The following is a 20,555-nucleotide window of genomic DNA, read 5'->3' on the forward strand; positions in this document are numbered from 1 at the left end:
CATGAATTTGTCCCTCCGCCCCCGCCTCCCATGGATCCTCGCCTGCTTCCTGGCGCTCGTCTGCGTCGCGGGCCGTGCGGCGGAGTCCAATCTCTTTCCGCTGGACACGCGCCTCGGGATCACACTCACCGGACAGGTGGTGGACGGCACGGCGCCTGGCGGTCCGTATCGGCCCTTGGGCGGGGCGACGGTCAGGGCAGGTGGGGTGAGCGGGACCACGGGCGGCGACGGCCGGTTTGCGCTCAAGGCGTCGCTTGCGGGAGCGGCGGAGCTGACCGTGGGCGCGGGGGGGGTTATGCCGGTGATCCTTGGGCTCGGTCCGGCGGAGAGCGGCGAATCGAGTCGGGATATGGGGATCATCCGCCTGACGCGATTGACGGATGGCCCGGTCGTCGAGTCCCTGCGGTTGGAGCCGCATTACTTTTTTCTGCATGGCAGGGGTCTGGCGACCGAGGCGATCGTGCGCGTGAACTGGCAGGGACACGAACCGGACTTCGTCCGGCTGGTCGTCGGCGGGCGGGAAGTCGCCCGGCGCCCGGGAGGAACGAGCGGGATGGTGCGCATTCCTCTGGCGGTGGACGCGGTGTTTACGGGCTCGCTCCGGGAGCAGTCGCTGGAGGCGGTGGCGGTGACGAAGCAGGGGCTGACGTCCCGTCCCGTCAGGGTGTCCGTCTTGGTGTTTCCCTGGCCGGCTTTCCTCGAGGCCCTGCGTTCCTTCAGCGAGCAGACCCCAACGCGAAGCATCGTGCTGGACTTTAATCTGATCAGCCGGGAGCAGGTGGTGACCCTGCCGGTGCTGGGTCGTTTTGGCTTCGAGTTCGGGCTGGGGATGAGTTTTGACTACGCCTTGACGGATGGTTCATGGGAGGCCGCAGTGGGGATGCAGACCAGCGCCAGTCCGGGCCGACGGGGACGTCGTCCCACGATTCCCGGATTCTCCGGCTACGAACGCCCCCGGCTCTACATTGGCAACCGGGAATTCGAGGCGGCGGTCTTTGCCCAGGCCGCGGGTGTGGCGACACCGCAGCGGGGCATCCAGGTCGAGGAGATCCGCGGGGGATTCAGCCTGGGCGCCCGGCTGGAGGTCGGTCGCTACGGCCTGCTCGACCTGGTCGGGCCGGGTGCGACGACCGCGGTGCGTCATGCGCTGGGCGAAGAATTTGTGCGGGGTTTCTCGGTGCGCATTGATGCGCTACCGGAGATCACGGGATCGGCCATCTTCGCACCCCGCTGGCCGCTCGATTTGAAGGGCGGCGAGGCGGAATTGAAATTGGGACTCGAGGCGATCTACGCGCCGAGAGTCGGGAAGGCGGAGGCGTCGGTCTATGTTGGAGGCAGTGCGGCGGGCACGTTCGGTCTGCCGCAGCCGATTTTCCGCGAGGTGAACTTCAAGTCCTATGTCGGGCTCACGGCCAACGTCTGGGTCTTCAATACCAAGGCTGAGTATGTTTTCCTGAACTACAGCTACCCGGCCCGCCGCCTGTCGCTGGCAGCGCTACCGGTCGAGGGGGGCTATATCCTCCCCGCCGCGGCCAATGCGGGAGGCGGCTGGACGCTGGTGGAGCGGGCCTGGCGCGAGGCGGGGGATGAGTATTTCCTGGCGGTGCCGGCGGCATCAGGGCAACCGCTGACGGGTGTCGCCAGGGCGGGGGCGGGCTCCGGGGCGCTGGATACCTTTGCGCGCATGAGCGTGACGCCCTCGCCGGGCGCGGTGTATTCGCCTTCCCCCGCCGTCGGCCTGGCCCGTCGGCTTGCCAGCGATTCCAACCTGCCGGCGCAGGTGGAACTGCCGCTGCTCGGAAATGTCTTTGCTGACGCCGAACCCGCCCTCGCGGCCAGGGGCACTGAACTGATGCTCCTCTACGTGCGCGACACCGGTGCGGAGAATCCCGTGCAGTTCACCGGGATCGCCTTCACCCGCTTTGACGGCGAGAACTGGAGCGCGCCGGCGGCCCTGGCGGCGGATCCGCGCGCCCAATTCAACCCGCAGGTGGTCTTTGACGGCAACGGCGACGGCCTCGCGGTCTTCGAGCGGGTGAAGGATGCCGCGTTCGACGAGGCTGACCTTGGGGAATTCGCCGCGCGTTTGGAGATCGTCTGGTCGCGGTGGGATGCCTCCACGGGCACCTGGTCCGTTCCGGAAGCGCTGACCGACAATGCCATCCTCGACTTCAAACCCCGGCTGGCCGGCCCGCTTGCCGATGGCGACCTGCTCCTTACCTGGAGCCAGAGTGAAGGCAACCAACCCACCGGAACTGCCGCCGCGCCCCTGCGCGTGCTGACCGCCCGCTGGGACGCGGCGACCCAAACCTGGGGCGAACCCGCCGTGCTGGTGGACCAAATTGCGGGTGAGTTGGGCGACACACTGGCCGCCGGGGGCGACCGGGCGGTCTATGTGTGGAGCCGCGACCTGGACGGCGATCTGGAGAACTCCGCCGATGCCGAGCTGTTTTACCGCAACTTCGACGGGGTCGCGTGGGGACCGGTGACGCGCCGCACCACCGACAGTGTGGCCGATCGCAATCCCCGCGCCTGGGTGGATGCCGCCGGCCGGGCCTTTGTCGTGTGGAATCAGGCCGACCGGCTGATGCTGGACCGGGATTTTGCCGGGACACCCACGGTGGTCCGCGAGGCGGCCGACAGTCTGGGGGTGGCCGACTTTGCGCTGACCGGCGGGCCGGGGGGCAACGTGGTGTTGATCTGGCAGGAAATGAGCAACCACGGCTCCGACGCCCGTTACCGCGTCTATGATCCCGCCTCGGGCTTGTGGAGCCTCGACACGCTGCTCACCACAGACCGCGACCTGGAACGTTCGTTTGCGCCCGTATGGGACGCGGCGGGCAATCTGACGGTCGCCTACAACGCGGTCGCCATCTCAAGCGAGACCGTGGCGGTGACGGTGGAGGGCGGCGAGGTAATCGAGGTCGAGGGCGTGCCCCAACCGGGGCAGGTGGACCTCCGGGTGGCAAAACGCGCGCTGGTGCGCGATCTGGAAGTGGTGCCGGACAGCCTGCGCGTGGAGGGGGAACGTTTCCTCCCCGGCGACCAGGCGACGCTCCGGGCCACCGTCCGCAACTCCGGCAATGTCGCGCTGCAGGGGGTCGTGATGCGATTCCATGACGGCGATCCGGACGACGGAGGCCCCCTCATCCACGGGGTGACGTTGCCCGGGTGGCTGTTGTCCGGAGAGACCGCGGAGATTGTCCACCCCTGGACGCTGCCGGAACCGGCAGCGTCCCGACGGGTGGTGGCGGTGGTGGATCCCGCCGGGGCGATCACCGAGTTTTCCGAGGAGAACAACAGGGCGTCGCTCCTGGTCGGCGGCGTGGATCTGGAAATGAACTACCGCTCCGGCACCGTGCTCCGCGACGGCGCGGTGCGCATCGTGGTGGGCGTGGTCAATCGCGGGGCGCCTGCATCACCCGTGACCGATGTCCGCTTGGAAAAGAGCGGTGCGGATCCCGCCGCAGCCCCGCTGGCGGTGGCCGTGCTCGGCCAGATCGCGCCGGGCGCCGAAACGACGGTCATCCTCGAACTCCCGGCCGGAAGTCATGCCGAGGGCGAGACGGTTTACCGTGCGGTGGCGGATGCCGAAGGGCTGACCGGTGACGTGGCTGCGGGCAACAACGAAACCCGATTCGCGCTGATGCTGTGGATTGATGACGATGGCGACGGCATGCCCCGCTGGTGGGAGGTTTTGCATGGCTTGAACGATTCCGATCCGGACGACGCTGGTCGCGACGACGACAACGATGGTTTCACGAATCTTCAGGAGTATTTGAGCGGCACGAATCCGCGCGTGGCTGAGGACTTTTTGCGCGTGGGCGAGTTCCACGTTGTCAACAGGCCGGTCGGTGGCGGTGTGGTGGTCACCTTTGCCTGGGCGAGCGCTGCGGGAACCTCTTACGATGTGGAGCGATCCTCCGATCTGATGGAGTGGGAGACGGTGGTCGAGAACGCGTCTGCTACTCCTCCACTCAACGTGTTTGAGGAGGAACGACCTGCCGGCCTCGGGCAAAGCTTCTACCGGCTTCGCGTCAGGCCTTGATCGGGAAAGGACCCCGGAGACTGTTCACCGCGGAGGCACCGGGAGAAGGAGTGGGACAGACAGAGTGCCAAACGGCAGGGACAGGACATCTGTCGGGTCCTTGGCTCGCCGACGGGCAGATTGTTAAGGATGGGCTGTGGTAAATTTCGGCTGGCCCATTGATGTTGGATTGGTCAGTGCTGCAGTGGCTCGCGGCACCGCCCCTCTTTTCGAGGATTGACCGACCAATTGAAGCTGGTATGAGGACTTGTGGTCTCGCTTGAGACCTAGTCGGTAAGAATATTCATGGAGCGCTCGCCAAAGTCCTACGTCGCAAAACTCCGAGAGAACAGCGGCGATGCCGTCAAGTGGATTAGAGAGGATCCGCGTGGATTCTCGGTGTTCGTGGTGGTCGGGCTCTTGGTTGTCGGGGTCGCCTATGGCCTTCCGTTGAAGTCGGTAAACGCCAAGGTCAATGCTCTGCAGAAGGAACACGACGCGCTGGCCATCACGGTAGCCAGCCACGTCCGGGATCCGTCCACGAGCCGCACTCTCAGCTCGATAGCGAAGTCGAAGGCCAAGGACTTGTTGAAGGATGTTCCACCCATGCAAGTGACCGTCACTCCGACGGCGGCCTGCACAGAGTCCGAAGCACTCGCCCAGGAGTTCGCCGATTTTTTCAGGGGACTTGGCTGGACCAACGTGGTGATTGGCCAAATACCGGCCGGGGGTGTGGAAGTGCGTGGCGTCGTCCTCACCGGCAGGAAGCAATATACCGATCCCATTCCGGAAGCGTTCGAGAAACTCGCCGGCGCATTCCCAGGCGAAACCCAGAATCCCAGCTTTCGAGAAACGGATCCTGAATGGCAAGTCCAACGGAATTGGCTCCGGATTTGGGTTGGTCGCAAAGAGCTCCCAGATCGGGGAAATGTCCAGCGGTGAAGATGGCGGTATCCGGCCGACTTTCATCGGACTAAAAGCATCATGGCCTGGCTTGCTTCAGCGGGCGACGCATCAGCGCAGCGACTAACCCGACTTTCGATACTGGCGGGAGGTAGATTGGCGAAATTGCTGGGGATTCCGGCTGAAGGCCGGCGTAGGTCTCCACTACGGTCCGAATTTGGGTCCAGGTCCGGATGGAAATCCGGGCACGGGTATCCGGAATTCCCCGCCTCTCCCAAGAGTTTGAGATCCGCGCCGCGTCGTCCTTCCGTGGGATCCTGATTGGCATGGGGAATGCTCTGTGAGTGGTGCTCAGCAAACCGCACTCCTCAACTCCGCCATGCACCTCTCAACTCCTGAAACCCGCGGACGCCGAACCACCCGTCTCTGGCTCTCCACCCTGGTCACCCTCTCACTGTGTTTTCCGGCGCGAGCCCAGTTTGATTACCGGGTGGAAGACGGCGGCATCACCATTGTCCGCTACACCGGCGACGGAGGGGCGGTGGACATTCCTTCCACGCTGGATGGCCTGCCGGTCCGCGCCATCGGCGGATGGGCATTCCAATCCCAAACGGCCGTCACCGAGGTGACGATTCCCGACACTGTGGCGCGCATCGGCACCAATGCCTTCCTGCGCTGCACCGGTATGACTCACTTCTCGATTCCCGACGGTGTGGTCACCATTGACGACGGCATCCTCGCCGACTGCATCGGCCTGACCAACATCGTGGTCAGCCCTGCCAATCCCGCCTACGCCAGCCGGGATGGGGTCCTCTTCGACCATACGCTGGAGATTCTCAAGCAGTTCCCCGGCGGCCTCGACGGGAACTACGTCGTTCCTGAAGGGGTGCACGAAATCGCCCCAATGGCGTTTGCCGGCTGTACCGTCCTCACCGGGGTGACCGTGCCCTCAGGAGTGACCACGATGGGCGGCCGGGCCTTTGCGGGCTGCGCCCGCTTGGCGGAGGTCCAATTGAATTCTGGAATTTCCAGAATTCCCGAGGATGCCTTCGCCTCATGCGTGCGGCTCGCCAGCATGACGGTTCCCGAAGGGGTCACAGAAATAGGACGTTTGGCGTTTCATGGCTGCATTGCTCTGACGAATCTCGTGTTGCCGGAAGGACTGAAAACACTGGGAGGCTCGGCATTCCGCGACTGCACCGCGCTGACCACAGTTTTCCTGCCTGGCAGTCTGGAGGCCGTAGACGGGGGGGCTTTTTCAGGATGCCTGAGCTTGCGAACGGTTCGGTTCGGTGACGGACTGGCCACCATCGGACGGGAAATGTTTGCAGACTGCAGTGCTCTCGACGCGGTCGAGATTCCCGACTCGGTGCTCCAGATTGGGGATGCGGCCTTCCACGGCTGTCGTGCCCTCGCTACAGTCCGCCTCCCGGCCGGCCTGACTGCCATCGAGTGGGGCCTGTTCGCCGAGTGCGTCTCGCTCACCCAAATCGTCATTCCGGACTCGGTTTCTCAAATCGGCCCCTACGCCTTTTCCGGAACCGGACTGGCGAGTGTTGCCATCCCGTCCCTCGTGGAATCCATCGGCGTCGGAGCCTTCAGCGGGTGTCCCGAACTCGCGAACATCACGGTCAGCCCGTTGAACACCTCGTTTCGAAGCGTGGATGGGGTTCTGTTCGACCATTCCCTCCAGACGCTGCTCCAATTCCCGGCCGCGCGCCGCGGTGAGTACGCCGTTCCAGACGGGGTCGTCCTGCTCGGTCAGGAATCTTTCTCGAAATCGGCTTTGGGGAACCTGCTGATTCCCGGGAGCCTCTCGGAAATCGGGCAGTTCGCCTTTGCAGCCTGCCTGAACCTGACCCGCATTACCATCCCGGGCGCAGTCACCCGGATTGGGCATGAAGCCTTCGCAGGCGCCACCAATCTGGTGGCAGCCTACTTTCTTGGGGATCCGCCCAGCGCGGAACGCCTTTTCCCGATTGATCCGCCTCCGACGGTGTATTACATGCCCGGCACGATCGGCTGGAGTACTCACTTCGGCTGGGCACCCACCGCCCTTTGGGTTCCGGTTGCCTCGAATTCCCGATTTACCGGAGGCCAGTTCGCCACATCCGTTGACGGTCCTGTGTCCGTCGTGCTCGTCTTGGAGTCCCGCCCCAGCCTGGACACCGCCGCTCCGTGGCAGCCGGTGGCGACCAACACGATCCCGGGCACGAGTCAGTCCCAGTTGACCGACACCAGTGCCGGCGAGTCCGCCATCCGATTCTATCGCGTGCGATCACCCTGATTGGCCTTGTGCGACTTCCCGTTGATTGGGAGGGACTAAAAGGGCCTGAGCCTCGGGCAGATGTTCAAGGACGTGGGCCTGTTCGGGGCTGCGGGCATCGCCTTTATGCTGTGGCTGTTCTTCAAGGACAACCTCGGCGGCATTCTAGGGTCCCTCACGGGCAATGAATTCTTCGGCGGTTCTGCCTGGGCCATCCTGACCACCGCGGTTGATTTCCAATGATGCCATTCATTAGCGCTTGACAGAATGTATCACTGTACGGTAACAGACAAACAGTAGCCCCCACTGAAAATGAACACCCGTATCCATTCCACCGATGAACTCCACCATTCGAACCTCCGACGCCGGTCATTGGTCTGCCGGCCGGCTGCCGGGCTTGCTCGTGCTCGCCGGGGTCCTGCTTACGAGCGGTCCGGCACTTCACGGCCATTCCGGGCCTGCCATTCATGAAGCGGCGCCTCCATTGCCAGCACCCGGCTTTCCTGGTTCGCCGGCGCTGTCTGCGTCCGCGCCTCCGTTGGCGCCCCCGGAAGCCGGGGCTGCGGATTGGGCGTTGGGTCCGGTAGCCCTCGACACCCGGTCGCTGCACGCCGAATCCCGGGCATCGGACCCGTCCATCGCCGCAGCGACCGATCCCGGGCAGCCGGGCACCGGCCTGCGGTCGGAGCCGGAGCGTCCGCTGCTCAAACCGGTGCTGAACCAGGTCATCACCGAGGGAATTCCGGTGCTGCGCGTCCGGTGGCTTGAGGCGGATCCCGGCAGAGGGGTTCGCCTGGAAGCAACGACTGCGGACGGCAATCGAACGGTGCGGGTCAACATCCTGCGGGACGGAGGACCGGTCCTTTTGGAACTGATCCCGGTGGTGCGCAATCTCTCCACCCCGGCGCGGACGACGGTGACGCTGACAGCCATCCTTCAGGGCGTCTCCCAAACAACCCATTTCGTGGTCACCATACACCCCCGGGATTTCTCGCCCATCGAGCCCCGAAGGTCGCCGGGCCCGGCCGGATGGAGTCTCCCGCAGGTTCCCCGATTCCCACCGCTTCCGTTGGCGGCTGCGGCCCATCGCCTTTTCTGGGTGGATGTGACCTTGGACGGCTACCCGGACTTGGCGACCGCTGTTGATGGCGCCGTCACCATGAATCCTTTTGCCCGATCGTTCAGCGGCACCCAGCCGATTTCCCGGGCGGATCCGGGGCCGCTTCAGGTCATGGCATGGGGCGACATGGACGGCGACGGAGTTCCCGATGCATTTGTGTCGGGTCCGCGTCTGATGGGCACGTTTCGCACCCGGCGCAACCGGGTCACGCCCTTCTTTGACCGGGTCACCAATCACCTGGAGGAGATTGCGGTGCAGGGGGCGTCCTGGGTGGATCTTGACGGCAACGGGACACTGGACCTCGTGTACTCCGGGGTGGCCGCCGATGAAAGCCGCCGGGTGGTTGTCGCCCTCAACGACGGTTCGGGAAAGTTGACGATGGTTTCGCACGATCTTCCGCCGGCAGGCGGGCCAATCGTTGCAGCGGACTTCAACCAGGACGGCCGCCCCGACCTGGTGCTGTTCAGCCGGTTGAATCCCGGAGGCAACCCGAGAGTTCAGTTCAACCGTGGCGGTGGTGTGTTTGAAGCAGGGCCGGTGGTGCCGGCGCTGCATCCCGTGACCGCCGCCGGGGCTCTCGACATCAACGGTGACGGGGTGACCGACCTGTGGCTGGTGGAGGATCCGCAGGGCGATCCCCGGCAGCGCGCGCTCCGGGTGCTGGTGCAGCGGGCGGGTCACTTTGTGGAATCGTACCGGGTGGGCGCGAGGGACTTTGCCACCGCCGCGGCTCCGGCCTGGGGGGATATGGATCATGACGGATGGCCGGACTTTGTGGCCCCGTATGAGGAGCTGGTGCTGCAGGCCTTCGGACGCGAAACCACCACGAATCACTTCGCCGTGTACCACAACCGCGGCGAAGGCCGGTTCGAGCGCGGACGGTTTCTCTTTGCCGGTCCGCCCCCATCGTCCACGGCCAGCGCGAGTTTTGTTCCGGTCGCGGCCGACTCGAACCTGGACGGCGCGCTCGACATCGTCGGTTACGAAGACGGATTCCGGATCTTCTTCAATCATCAACGGCAACCCAACCTGCCACCCGATGCCCCCTCGGGACTCCGGGCCTTCGACATGGGGGACGAGGTGCTGATGTTCTGGAACGTTGCAAGGGATCCCAACCAGACCACACCGCTGACCTACAATGTCCGCGCGGGCAGTTCGCCTGGTGCGCACGATCTCGTCTCAGCCCAGTCCCTCCCGGATGGCACCCGGCTTCTCCCGCAGGCCGGCAACGCGGGCCATCTGCTGACGTTCCAGTTCCGCCTGCCGCGTCCGGACATCAATCGTGTGTACTGGTCGGTGCAGGCCGTGGACGCCAGCATGTCCGGCGGTCCGTTCGCACCAGAACTCAGCCTTGCAGTTGGACGGCCGGACAACCGGCCTCCAGGCATCCTTGCCCCCTCGGTGTTCGTTCTCGCCGAGGACACGGCCGGGTATTTCGACATCGAGGTCAGCGACGATCTCACACCGGCCGGGGCCATCGAGGTTCGTGTCGAAACGGACCGGGGCGAACTGTTCGCCCGGCCACCCGCGGTGCAGCGTCCACCCACGGACGAAGACGGATCCGTGCGCCGGGTGACGTTGATCCCGGCACGCGACGCCTCGGGCAACGCCACATTGACGATTGTTGCCATGGACCGGAACGGGGCGGAGACACGAAGGCAGGTCTCGGTTCTCGTTCTGGAGGACAACGACCGGCCCACGATCACCGCGCAGATCGCCGGCCCCCAGTACCTGGGTCGTCCGATCACCGGGGTGGTGTGGGTCGGGGACGTCGAGACACCGCCGGACGCGCTGCGAATCACCGCACGCAGCTCCGAGCCGTCGCTGGTGCCGGATGCCCAGATCGTCGTGTCGGGTTCCGGTGCGGAGCGATCACTTCGGATCACGCCGCTTCGACCCGAGCCGGGAAGGGTGGTCATCACCCTGACGGTCACGGATGCCGATGGGTTGTCGGATTCAGTGGACCTGATTGGGCTCTGGCAGGCTCAGCTTCTGGATTCCGAGCGGCTCGCGGGGCCGGTCTCCGGGCTGACGTCGCCGCAGTGGGTGGACTTCGACGCGGACGGTCGCCTGGATTTGATCGGGATCGGCCCCGGGTCACCGTCGGAGGTTTCGGTTTGGCGACTAGGGGAGGATGGCACCTGGAGTGAGGCCCTGCGCCACGACACCGGCATGCCCATCGGGTCGCTCCACTTGTGGGATTTCGATGGTGATGGCGACGTGGATCTGCTGGTTGCCGCCCCGCCGGGTTCGGTCGGCGCCGAAGGCGTGACCCTGGTCGTGTTGGAGAACGAGGACGGCCGGATCGGCCAAAGCATCCGACTGCGGTCGGTGGACTCCTTTCAAACGCTGGCGATCTTCGATGCTGATGCCGACGGCGACCCCGACATTGTTGCGGCGCGAAGCGGCACCGAGCTCGAGCTCTGGCGCCATCCCGGAGGCCCCTTGTTGGGCGATGCGTCGGATCACTGGAGTCCGATGCCGCTGGTCAATCCGCGGTCGCTGACCGCGGGCATCACCGGGAGCTCATCCATGGAGGGCCTCCTTCCCGCTGACCTTGACGGGGATGGCCGCCTGGACCTGATCGTGACGCGCGATGCCAGCGCGGCCTCTTCGCGAAGCCGATGGCTGCGTCAGCAGCCGGACGGGCAATTCATCGTCGAGCCTCCCCGTTGGGTCCCGACCTCCCGGGCCCTGGGGTGGACCGATTTTTCCAACGATGGGGCTCCGGACCTGCTCGTTGAATTTCCTTTGAACACCGGTGTCCGCGTGAATCGGTTGTACCCGGACGGCGCGGGATCCGTGGATTTTCTGGTGGGGTCCGGATCGGGTCCGCTGGGCGACCTGGACGGTGATGGCTTCGAGGATCTGCTGGTGACATTTCGTGGAGCTCGCGATGTTTCCCTGGTTTCCAATTTGACGCGCACCCCCTATCGGGTCCTGCCACAGCTCGAATCCCTTGCCCGCTTTACTTCGTTGCTTCCGGCGGACGTCAGTGCTGACGGCCGTCTCGAACTCCTCGGGGTTTCACCCGATGGCCTGGAACTGATCCGCAATCTGGGTGCGCCCACCAACACTCCACCTTCGGTGCCGACGGGTCTGCGCGTGGAACGACTCGATGATGACACCGTGGAGCTCGTGTGGACGGCTGCGCGCGATCGCGAACAGGCCGGTGGTCTGAGCTATGGCGTCCGGATGGGAACAACGCCCGGCGGACACGACGTTGTCCCCGCCGTTGCACGGGCGGACGGCATTGCGCTGGTTCCCGGTCGCGGCAACGCCGGATGGCGGGGCCGGTTTCTCATCGCCGGGTTGCGGGCGGGGGAGACCTACCACTGGTCGGTGCAGGCGGTGGACAGCGGCTTTGCCCGGAGTGCCTTTGCCCCTGAAGTGTCCTTCACACTGAATGCGCGCCCGACAATCTCCAGACTCGCCGACGTGGTGCTGCCCGTGGGGGCTGGTCCTCAGGAACTGGCCTTTCAGGTTGCTGATCTCGAGACACCCTCGGAGGCCCTTGAAGTGACGGTGGCGTCCTCGAACCCGGTGCTCCTGCCGGCGTCGCGGGTGCAGATCACCGGAAGCGGTGCCGACCGCAGGGTGGTTTTTGAACTCAAGCCGGATCGTGCCGGGACCGCAGATGTCACGGTTCGGGTCACGGATGCGGACGCGCAGGTCACGGACCGGAGCTTTACGGTCTTCGTACCGTCGCCCGACGGCTGGGCCACCCGCGCCGTGAGAACCCTGGAGGTTCCCGCGGGCGGCGAATTGCCGTTTGTCCTGAGCGAGTTTGATCCCGAAGGTGATTTCCAGTCCTACCGGATCTCACTGCGGCCCCGGCATGGCCGCCTGATTGTGGAACCGGATGGCACCCAGGTGCGTTATCAGCCGGACACCGGGTTCCTCGGGCAGGACACGCTGGAGTTCATTGCCAGCACTCCGGGAAGCTGGAACGCGTGGGGACAGGTGCGGCTCCAGGTGATCCCCGCACACCGACTGCATCCCGAACTGAGGTTGGGTTCCTTCGGGGTGCCTTCGCGCCTGCGCCTCGTTCTGCGGGCACGCGAGGGCGTCACCCTTCGACTCGAACACAGCCGCGACCTCCGGAATTGGCAATCCCTGGGTGAACACCGGATGCCGCAGGATGAGGCGTTGCTGGTGGACCCGCCGGCACCTTCGGATGTCCTCCCGCAGTTCTTCCGCCTCCTGCGCGTTGATAATTAGGCAACGCAGGAACCCCAGCGGATGACGGGCACCGTAGTTCCGGGCGCGAGAACGGCGCCCGGGGGCACGTCCACCAGGCCGTTGGCCGCCGCGAGGGAGGCGAGGCGGTGCGAGGCTTGAGGCCCCGCGGACCGGACCCGTCCCGAGCGATCACAGTGCACCCGCATGAAATGTCGCCGTGGTTCGGGATTCGCCAGGGTCGCCGCCAGTACGCCGGGCGTTTCCGGGGGCAGCACGTCGCGCATTCCCTGGAGCCGGCGCAGCGCCGGCAACACCAGCAGCACCGCGGTCACAAACGCGGAGACTGGATTGCCGGGAACGCCCAGCACGGGGCGCCCCGCCAGGCGTCCGTGAAAGAGCGGTTTTCCCGGTTTGATGGCGATTCGCCAGTCCTGCACAACGCCGCCAGCATCGGTGATGACCCGGCGCACCAGGTCGTGGTCACCGACGGATGCCCCTCCGGCAGTCACCACCAGGTCCGCGCCAGCCGCGGCGGTCTCCAGGGCTGCCCGCAACGCGTCCGCATCGTCCGGCAGTGGCGGCGTCACATCCGCCAGCCCTCCGACACTTCGAATCAGCGCGGTGAGCATGATGGCGTTGCTTTCGTGGATTTGTCCGGGCTTCAGCGGCATTCCGGCGACCGCCAGTTCGTCACCGGTGACGCGGATGACCACGAGCGGTTGACGAAAGACCGCAACTTCGTGAACGCCCGCAGCCGCCAGCAACGCCAGCGCGGCGGCGTCCAACACCCGGCCTTCGGGCACCAGCGGCGCATCGAGGTTCACATCCTCCCCCCGAAATCTCACATGCTCCCAGGGCTTGACCGGGGTGAGGAACCGGATCCGTCCCGGGTCCTCCGGATCCGGTTCCGTATCCTCCTGCATGACGACGGCATCGGCGCCCTCCGGCAACGGGGCGCCCGTAAACACGCGGACCGTCTCTCCGGCACCGACGGGGGACTTGGGCCAGCCGCCGGCCGGGACAGTCTCGCGAAGCCAGAGGGCGACCGGCACGGTGCCCAGGTCGGCCGCACGGACCGCGTAACCATCCATGGCTGAATTGTCGAAGGGTGGCAGCGCCGTCCGGGCTCGCGGAGAGATTGCCATCACCCGTCCCGCGGCGGCGACCAGCGGCACGACCTCCTGCCCGACAGGCTCCAGTCCCGCCAGCAATTCCTCCCGAACGGATTCCAGTGCGCTCAGCATACCTCGTGATTGCGGGCCGGCCCGCAACGGGAGTCATCGTCAGCGTGCCGTTTGGTTCCTGGAAGGATTTCTCCAGATTTTCGGCCAATCGGGCACGACGCCTGCCACCCCGGTTCAGACCCTGGGCGATAGGAAGTCGACGGGTTGGCTGAGCCTTGACAACGCGTTACCTTCGTCTCGTGGATTGGCCTTCCCGAACAGGATGAAGGCGGCCTCGTTGCCACGGCCGTCTCGATGATTCGTTACGCGGGGCTGGGAATTGGCCCATTCGATCCCCTGCCGCAGCGTGTTGATGCCGCTATCGAGGATGCTGAGGATGGCGAAGGTATCGGTTTGGGTGGCGCTGGCGCCAAGCAGGAGGCGTTCGACGAACAACCACCGGGCCCAGCGGGCGTCTAAATCGTCGCCGGGAGGCGTAGTGAGCGCGGCGCTGAGCGTTCGGGGGGGGCACAGGTTTCTGGCGACCGTTCGCGCGGAGACGGTGACCGGCCACGGCTTCGGCGAGGTCCGGTAGCCGCACGGACTCCGCCATACCTGACGCCGTCGGGATGCGCCGTCAGATTGACCGGACCGCCGGCGGACCGCCGGGATTTGCCTGCGGGATCACATTCACTCCGCGCAGGCCGAAGCGCGGGGCGGCGGCGAGGAGGTGGGTGTCGTTGGAGTAAATCTCGGCGAATCCGTGTTCGGCGGCGGTGGCAAGGTGGAGGGCGTCGGCGGCGCGGAGATAGGCGGTGACCGGGGCAGTGGCGAAGACGCTTTCGACGCGGTCGAGGATGGTGTCGGTGAGGGGAAGCAGCAGGATGATCCCGGACAGGCAATCCGCACGAAACTGGGTCATGAGTCGCCGGAAATCAGCAGGCGAGGCGACCCCTTCCCTGACCTTGCGGAAGGCGGCAGACGCAAATTCTGCTCTTCCGTGATGAGCCGAATGAATTTCGCGGACGGTGGAGGCGTGAGCCCGGACTGCGATGGTTCCCGATTCCACGATCTGGAGTTTCAGCAGGTAACTGGCATCATAGTAGGCGGGATTCATCGGGCATCGCGGTCTTCTGAGAGGGCGATGGTGGAGTCGGTGCCGCCGCTGAAAGCGCCGTTCTTTAGCATCACTTCATACTCCGGCAGGAGTTTCCGGTTGGCCCATTTCGACTGGCTGCTGCTGGTGGCGGGGGGGGCGGCTTCCTCTGAGGCGATGGCCGCTTTCAGCAGGTGGATGGTCTCCTGGGTCACTGAACGACGATGGGCGGCGGCGATCTGCCGCAGTCTGGCGTGCAGATCTTCCGGGAATGCCTTGATGACGAGTGCAGGCACGATGCGAAAAAGGTGGCATTCTGCTTCCATCAAGCAACCAATGTTTCGGTCCCACGCCAGGTCCACGCAGCGTCGGTGCCACCTTCTGATACCTTACGGCCCGAACTCTGCCGGATGGGGCTGGAGACGTTCGACGAAGAACCATCTGGCCCAGCGGGCGTGGAATTCGTTGCCGGGGAACGCGGCGAGGGTGGCGCTGACCGCTGGCCACCGTTCGAGAGGTGCGGATTCCTGGAGGCCGTCCGCGCGGAGGCGGTGACCGGCCACGGCTTCGGCGAGTTCCGGCAGCCATGCGGGTGCGGGCAGGGGCGCGATCAAGACCGGCCAGACCCGGATCGAGGCATTCTCGTCGGCGCTCAGGCCGTAGCGCTCATCGGGACTGAGATCGGTGCGTCGGAGGCCGGGGGTGGGGCCGATACAACCGCCGAGCGGCAGCCCGCTTTCCGCATCCCAGAGGCGCGCGCGGTGGATATTGCCCGTGAGGATTCGCCGTCCGTCCGGGCTGACCGCGTTGAAGTAGGCCGTCTTGGAAAAGTCGAGCACCGACGCACTGATGGGCCGCAGCTCGGTGGCGTCCCATAACTGGGGGCTTCCGTCGTTTCCATTCAGCACGACGACGGTTCTGGTTGTTGTCGGCCGGGTCGGTGACGAAAAGGGCATCACCCGAAACAGAGACACCTGGTCTCCAGGCTCCCTGGCCATTCGTGGTCAACCAAGAGCTGCCACAGATCAGAAGGCACACGGATCGGAACATCATTTCATAGTGGAACCAAAAGCAGGAATTTGATCTTTATGGTCTCCGCCGGGGCTGGTTGCTCTGCGGTGTTGCCGCAAGAAATGGATGCCTTTCACCGCGCTTGACCCGGCATCCGGGAATTCGAAACTGGCCGCGTGCCAATTTACGAGTTCGCCTGTCCGCGTTGCCGGCGGATCTTCAGTTTTCTCTCCCGGACGGTGAACCCGACGCACACTCCGGCTTGTCCGCAATGCGGCTCCAAACGGTTGTCGAAGGAAGTGAGCCGCTTCGCGATGATCAAGGGGGTGTCAGAGCCCAAGGCGGCGGATCCCGGTGGCGACGAGGGGCCGCCCCTGCCGGACATGGATGATCCCCGGGTGGCCCGGGCCATGGCCGAGATGGAGCGGGACATGGAACATCTCGACGAAAACAACCCGCGTCACATGGCCCATATGCTCCGCAAGATGAAGGACGTCATGCCGGCAGGGACCATGCCGAAGGACTTCGAAGTGGCCATCCGGCGTCTCGAGGCGGGTGAAGACCCTGAAAAAATCGAAGCCGACATGGGAGACTTGTTGGGGGGACTGATGGGCGACGATCCCGAGGACGATGGCGGTGGCGGTGGCGGTGGTGCCTACAGCCGGGATCCCGGACTGTACGACTACTGAGCCGACGTCCGGATCGTCTCGGACGTTGGGAGGCGGCCAGAGACTGCTGGCGGTCCCCCTTTGGGCAAATCCGGCTTCCTTGCCGCTTCACCGATCATCGCTGCCGCCAAGTGATGGCGGGCGGGAGAGAAAGGACTCGATGTGCATCCAGGCATTGACCGGATCCCCCGGGGATTCCAACCAGTGACCGCCCCGTTCCAAGAATTCAAAGGTCACGGGAGCGCCCGCGCGCGCCGCCCGGAGCGCAGCGCGTCGGGGACGGTCGGATGGGATCACCGTGTCATCCCTTGCGTGCAGCACCAGAAACGGAACCTGGAGCGCTTCGAGTCGCGGCCGCTCGAGGGCTCCCCGCGGGCCTTCCAGCCACGCGCGCCGGACACGTCGCACCGTCGGGATCAACGGGCCACCCGAATCCTCAAGCCACGCCTTCAGGTCGAAGGCGGCGCCGAGGCTGGCTCCGGCCCGATACCCGCTGCCATCCGGTTCGAGTGCCAGCGCTGCAAGATACCCTCCGAAGCTCGCCCCCGCGACGGCCACTTCACCGGGAAGCGCAAACTGATGGGCCACGGCCCATGCGACGCCGTCCGCAAGATCCTCAACGGCTCCGGTACCCCACTGTCCTGCGCCCAATTCCTGAAACCGGCGGCCGAAGCCCGCCGATCCCCGGTAGTTGACCTGCAACACCGTCCATCCGCTGGCGGCGAAGACATGCGCCTCGGAGGACCAGGCCCAGGTATCGCGCGTCCAGGGTCCACCATGGATCAGGACCACCAGCCGCCCGGGGACGGCTCCGGGCGGCCGTGTAACATAGCCGCTGAGGGGTTCACCATCCCTGGCGGTCCATTCTACGGGGCGTCTGGAGAATCCGGGTGCCGGCGGCGGAGCGTCGGGCAGCTCAAGCCATCGGGGACCCATCGGATCCTCCAGCCGGATCCAGGCCCAGCGGTCCGGCTGCCGGTCACTGGTGATCCGAAAGAGCACGACGTCCCCGTTCAACGAGGCCGCAACTGGAATCCAGGCCTGGTCAGGATTCCGTTCGGCAATTGGCCGGACCGCCGCCGCCCATGCCGAATCCAGCCACTCGGTGTGCGGCAACATCCGCTCCCAGGCAACGGCGATCGGGTGGCCGCCGGCGAGTACCGGCGCGGTGGTGATGTCGAACCGGGAATCCTCCACCAACATCCTTCGGATCCGGGCACCCGGTACATCGAGCTCCGAGAGGCCGAGGGTGTCGCGTCCCAGGCGCGCCGTCAGCCAGGCGCGATCTCCATCCGATGTCATGGAGACGAGCGAGGCGGGATCGCGGACCGCATCGAACCGGGTCACCCGGTGCCAACGAATGGGTAGGGCCTCACCCTTGCGGACCCTCAGCTCGATCTGCGCTCCATCCACGGCGAGGGCGCCCCGGACCATTCCCGCATCATCTGAAATCCATTGAACCACGTCTCCCGGGTTGTGAGTTGCCCGCAGCAGGTGCCCGGTCTCCGGATCCACGGCCATCAGATCGAGCCACCGTCCGGAGCCCGACCGGTGCGAGCGACCCGGTGCCACGCCCTCGATCAACGCCACCCGGGCCGCCGAAGGCTGCGGATGCATCAGGCGAACCCAGGCCCCTCCGGGGGGCGGCTTCAGCAGATGGCCGTCCAGACGGGTCCGATGGACGGACCACAGGCCGCCGGACGCTTCAGGACCGAGGCCGAGGCAGATCACATGCTCCCGGCCCGCCCACGCGAAGTCTGCCACCGAGACGCCGTCGGGCAGTTGGAACCGCCGGGGTTGCTCTGCGGAATCCGTCCCGGTGAGCCAAAGGGCTGGATTGGCTTCGGACGCAATTGCGGCGACCTGGCTGCCGTCGGGTGCGAGCCGCACGGTGGTCCACGCGGTCGTGGGTATTACGGCGGCTCCCGCGGATGCGGCCAGGCTCAGCACCATCAGCCCGCGCGTGCACGGACGCTGGAGTGGGTTCATGACAGGTCCGGGGGACCGGTTGGCCGCGGCGTGCAACCGGCTGGCCGCAGGTGGTGTGGGAGGTGGGGTGACCGACGGGACTCGAACCCGCAACAACCAGAATCACAATCTGGGGATCTACCATTGATCTACGGCCACCAACCGGGCGGGAAGCTAGAAACGCCCCCCGGGACCGTCAAGCGACCCTTTGCCGCAGCCTCGGATCCGCGGAGTCGTCACGGCCGGGTCATCCGTTCCGGGTTCACCCATTCGTCGAATTGCCCGGCGGTCAGATACCCGAGGGACAGGGCCGCCTCACGAAGGCTGGTGCCTTCCTTTTGGGCCTTTTTTGCGATGGCGGCCGCCTTCTCGTAGCCGATGTGCGGATTGAGCGCCGTCACGTTCATGAGGCTGACCTTCAGGTAGTGCTCCACCACGTCGCGATTGACCTTCAGGCCCGTGAGGCAATGCCGGGCGAAACTGGTCATGGTATCGGCGAGGAGGCGAACCGAGTTGAGGAAGTTGAACACCATGACGGGGTTGAACACGTTGAGTTCAAAATTGCCCTGGCTGCCCGCGATCCCGATGGCGACGTCATTTCCAAGCACCTGCACGGCGACCATCGTCATCGCCTCGCTCTGGGTCGGGTTGACCTTGCCGGGCATGATGGAGGATCCGGGTTCGTTCTCCGGCAATTGCAGTTCACGCAACCCGCAGCGCGGTCCGGATCCGAGCCAGCGGATGTCATTGGCGATCTTCATGAGCGAACCCGCCAGGGTTCGCAGGGCACCGGACGCGAAGACAAATTCGTCGTGGGCGCTGAGGGCGGCGAATTTGTTGGGGTGACTGGCAAATGGCAGTCCGGTCAACTCCGCGATGCGGGCGGCTGCGCGGTGTCCGAACTCCGGGTGGGAATTCAGCCCCGTGCCCACCGCGGTGCCCCCGATGGCGAGGTCATACAACCCCGGCATCACGGCCTCGATACGCGCGAGATTTCGGTCCATCAATGCCACATATCCGGAAAACTCCTGGCCAAAGGTGATGGGCGTGGCGTCCTGCAGGTGCGTCCGCCCGACCTTGACGATCTCCTCGAGCTCGATCCGCTTCGCCTCAAGGGCGTCCCGGAACGCCTTGCAGGCGGGGACCAGGCGACGGACCACCTCCTCGGCCGCCGCCACGTGCATCGCGGTCGGAAAGGTGTCGTTTGACGACTGGGACATGTTGACGTCGTCGTTGGGGTGCACGGGTTTCTTGGAACCCAATTCGCCCCCGGCGAGCTCGATCGCCCGATTCGCGATGACCTCGTTGGCGTTCATGTTGGACTGCGTCCCCGAGCCGGTCTGCCAGATGTGCACGGGGAAATGGTCATCCAGACGTCCCTCAATGACGTCATCCGCGGCCGCCACGATGAGGCGCATTCGGTCGGCGGGGAGCTTGCCCAGGTCGCAGTTGACCTCGGCACAGGCCTTCTTCAGCAGTCCCATGGCGCGGATCACTGCGCGGGGCATGACGTCGGCCCCAATGTTGAAGAAGTGGATGCTCCGGGCGGTCTGGGCCCCCCAGTAGCGGTCAGCGGGGACCTCGATGGATCCCATGGTGTCGGTTTCAGTGCGGGTCTGGCTCATGGAACGATTCGGGGATATTGCGGACGTTGCCGCCGGCACCCAGCAGACTTCGGAGGATCCCCGACCTCACAGGCCGAGGCGCACCAGCTCCTTCTCGAGCGCCATCTGAAAATCCTGCATGTCCTGGGGTGAGGGACGGTAGCCCTTGGTGTCCGACACCAGTCCCGGGCGTCCGTATTGATCCACCAACCAGGCGGCTCCCTGGCCGTCGCTGAAAACCACGCGTCCGCTGACGAGAGCGCTGGGACGGGTCACGGCATCCACGGTGACCCGCACCCCCCCTGTTGCGGCACCTGCCGGCTCTGGAATCGGCGTGGCGGCCGCAGGCTCGGGGACCTTGGGCGGCTCGGGGTCCTTGGGCATCACCCGCAAGTCGTCCACCAGGAAGCGAACTTCCATGTAGGTGGACCGGATCCCCAACTCACTTTCGAGGCGCCTCTGAACCTCGGAAAGCTTCAGCCCCTCGGCAATCCACTGGCGCACCCGATCCTGCTGTTCTGCGGTCAACTGCATGGCGCGGAGACTA

At 65.5% G+C, this 20,555-nt stretch carries 14 protein-coding genes and 1 tRNA gene; 6 read left to right on the top strand and 9 right to left on the bottom strand.

Annotation, left to right across the window (positions count from 1 at the left end):
* Position 1 precedes the first annotated feature (1 nt).
* The 5 genes from KF791_02300 to KF791_02320 all read left to right on the top strand — a co-directional run bounded on the left by KF791_02300 (position 2) and on the right by KF791_02320 (position 12,537).
* The gene (locus tag KF791_02300) at positions 2-4,048 is read left to right on the top strand and encodes a hypothetical protein (GenBank protein ID MBX3731408.1); all 4,047 of its coding nucleotides are present in this window, start codon (positions 2-4) and stop codon (positions 4,046-4,048) included.
* A 285-nt stretch (positions 4,049-4,333) separates the two neighbouring features.
* Entirely contained in the window at positions 4,334-4,969 is a 636-nt protein-coding gene (locus tag KF791_02305; GenBank protein MBX3731409.1) for a hypothetical protein, read from the top strand.
* Positions 4,970-5,309: 340 nt separating this feature from the next.
* Positions 5,310-7,217: a leucine-rich repeat domain-containing protein gene (locus KF791_02310; GenBank protein ID MBX3731410.1), complete on the top strand. Its 1,908-nt coding sequence runs from the start codon at positions 5,310-5,312 to the stop codon at positions 7,215-7,217.
* 60 nt (positions 7,218-7,277) lie between these two features.
* Positions 7,278-7,439 (top strand): hypothetical protein, encoded by a 162-nt coding sequence (locus KF791_02315; protein ID MBX3731411.1) that lies wholly within the window; start codon positions 7,278-7,280, stop codon positions 7,437-7,439.
* Positions 7,440-7,533: 94 nt separating this feature from the next.
* Entirely contained in the window at positions 7,534-12,537 is a 5,004-nt protein-coding gene (locus tag KF791_02320; protein ID MBX3731412.1) for a VCBS repeat-containing protein, read from the top strand.
* Here KF791_02320 and KF791_02325 read toward each other — a convergent pair.
* The 5 genes from KF791_02325 to KF791_02345 all read right to left on the bottom strand — a co-directional run bounded on the left by KF791_02325 (position 12,534) and on the right by KF791_02345 (position 15,665).
* Positions 12,534-13,742 (bottom strand): molybdopterin molybdotransferase MoeA, encoded by a 1,209-nt coding sequence (locus KF791_02325; protein ID MBX3731413.1) that lies wholly within the window; start codon positions 13,740-13,742, stop codon positions 12,534-12,536. The genes KF791_02320 and KF791_02325 overlap by 4 nt on opposite strands.
* A gap of 114 nt (positions 13,743-13,856) precedes the next feature.
* Positions 13,857-14,117, bottom strand: a complete 261-nt coding sequence (locus KF791_02330) for a hypothetical protein (protein ID MBX3731414.1) — start codon at positions 14,115-14,117, stop codon at positions 13,857-13,859.
* 181 nt (positions 14,118-14,298) lie between these two features.
* Entirely contained in the window at positions 14,299-14,778 is a 480-nt protein-coding gene (locus KF791_02335; protein ID MBX3731415.1) for a type II toxin-antitoxin system VapC family toxin, read from the bottom strand.
* On the bottom strand, positions 14,775-15,083 hold the full coding sequence (locus tag KF791_02340; protein MBX3731416.1) for a hypothetical protein: 309 nt from the start codon (positions 15,081-15,083) through the stop codon (positions 14,775-14,777). Before KF791_02340 ends, KF791_02335 begins: the two co-directional genes overlap by 4 nt.
* Positions 15,084-15,146: 63 nt before the next feature.
* Positions 15,147-15,665, bottom strand: coding sequence for a hypothetical protein (locus KF791_02345; GenBank protein MBX3731417.1), 519 nt, complete (start codon positions 15,663-15,665; stop codon positions 15,147-15,149).
* Positions 15,666-15,944: 279 nt separating this feature from the next.
* On the opposite strand from KF791_02345, the gene KF791_02350 reads away from it, so the two are divergent.
* The gene (locus KF791_02350) at positions 15,945-16,457 is read left to right on the top strand and encodes a zinc ribbon domain-containing protein (GenBank protein MBX3731418.1); all 513 of its coding nucleotides are present in this window, start codon (positions 15,945-15,947) and stop codon (positions 16,455-16,457) included.
* 87 nt (positions 16,458-16,544) lie between these two features.
* Here the strand turns inward: KF791_02350 and KF791_02355 are convergent, their stop codons facing one another.
* The 4 genes from KF791_02355 to KF791_02370 all read right to left on the bottom strand — a co-directional run bounded on the left by KF791_02355 (position 16,545) and on the right by KF791_02370 (position 20,542).
* On the bottom strand, positions 16,545-18,425 hold the full coding sequence (locus KF791_02355) for a S9 family peptidase (GenBank protein MBX3731419.1): 1,881 nt from the start codon (positions 18,423-18,425) through the stop codon (positions 16,545-16,547).
* 63 nt (positions 18,426-18,488) lie between these two features.
* A tRNA-His gene (locus KF791_02360) sits at positions 18,489-18,563 on the bottom strand.
* A 77-nt stretch (positions 18,564-18,640) separates the two neighbouring features.
* Entirely contained in the window at positions 18,641-20,029 is a 1,389-nt protein-coding gene (fumC, locus tag KF791_02365; GenBank protein MBX3731420.1) for a class II fumarate hydratase, read from the bottom strand.
* A 66-nt stretch (positions 20,030-20,095) separates the two neighbouring features.
* Positions 20,096-20,542, bottom strand: coding sequence for a hypothetical protein (locus KF791_02370; GenBank protein MBX3731421.1), 447 nt, complete (start codon positions 20,540-20,542; stop codon positions 20,096-20,098).
* Positions 20,543-20,555: the final 13 nt, after the last annotated feature.

Source organism: Verrucomicrobiia bacterium, assembly GCA_019634635.1.
In the GTDB taxonomy this organism is placed as follows: domain Bacteria; phylum Verrucomicrobiota; class Verrucomicrobiia; order Limisphaerales; family UBA9464; genus UBA9464.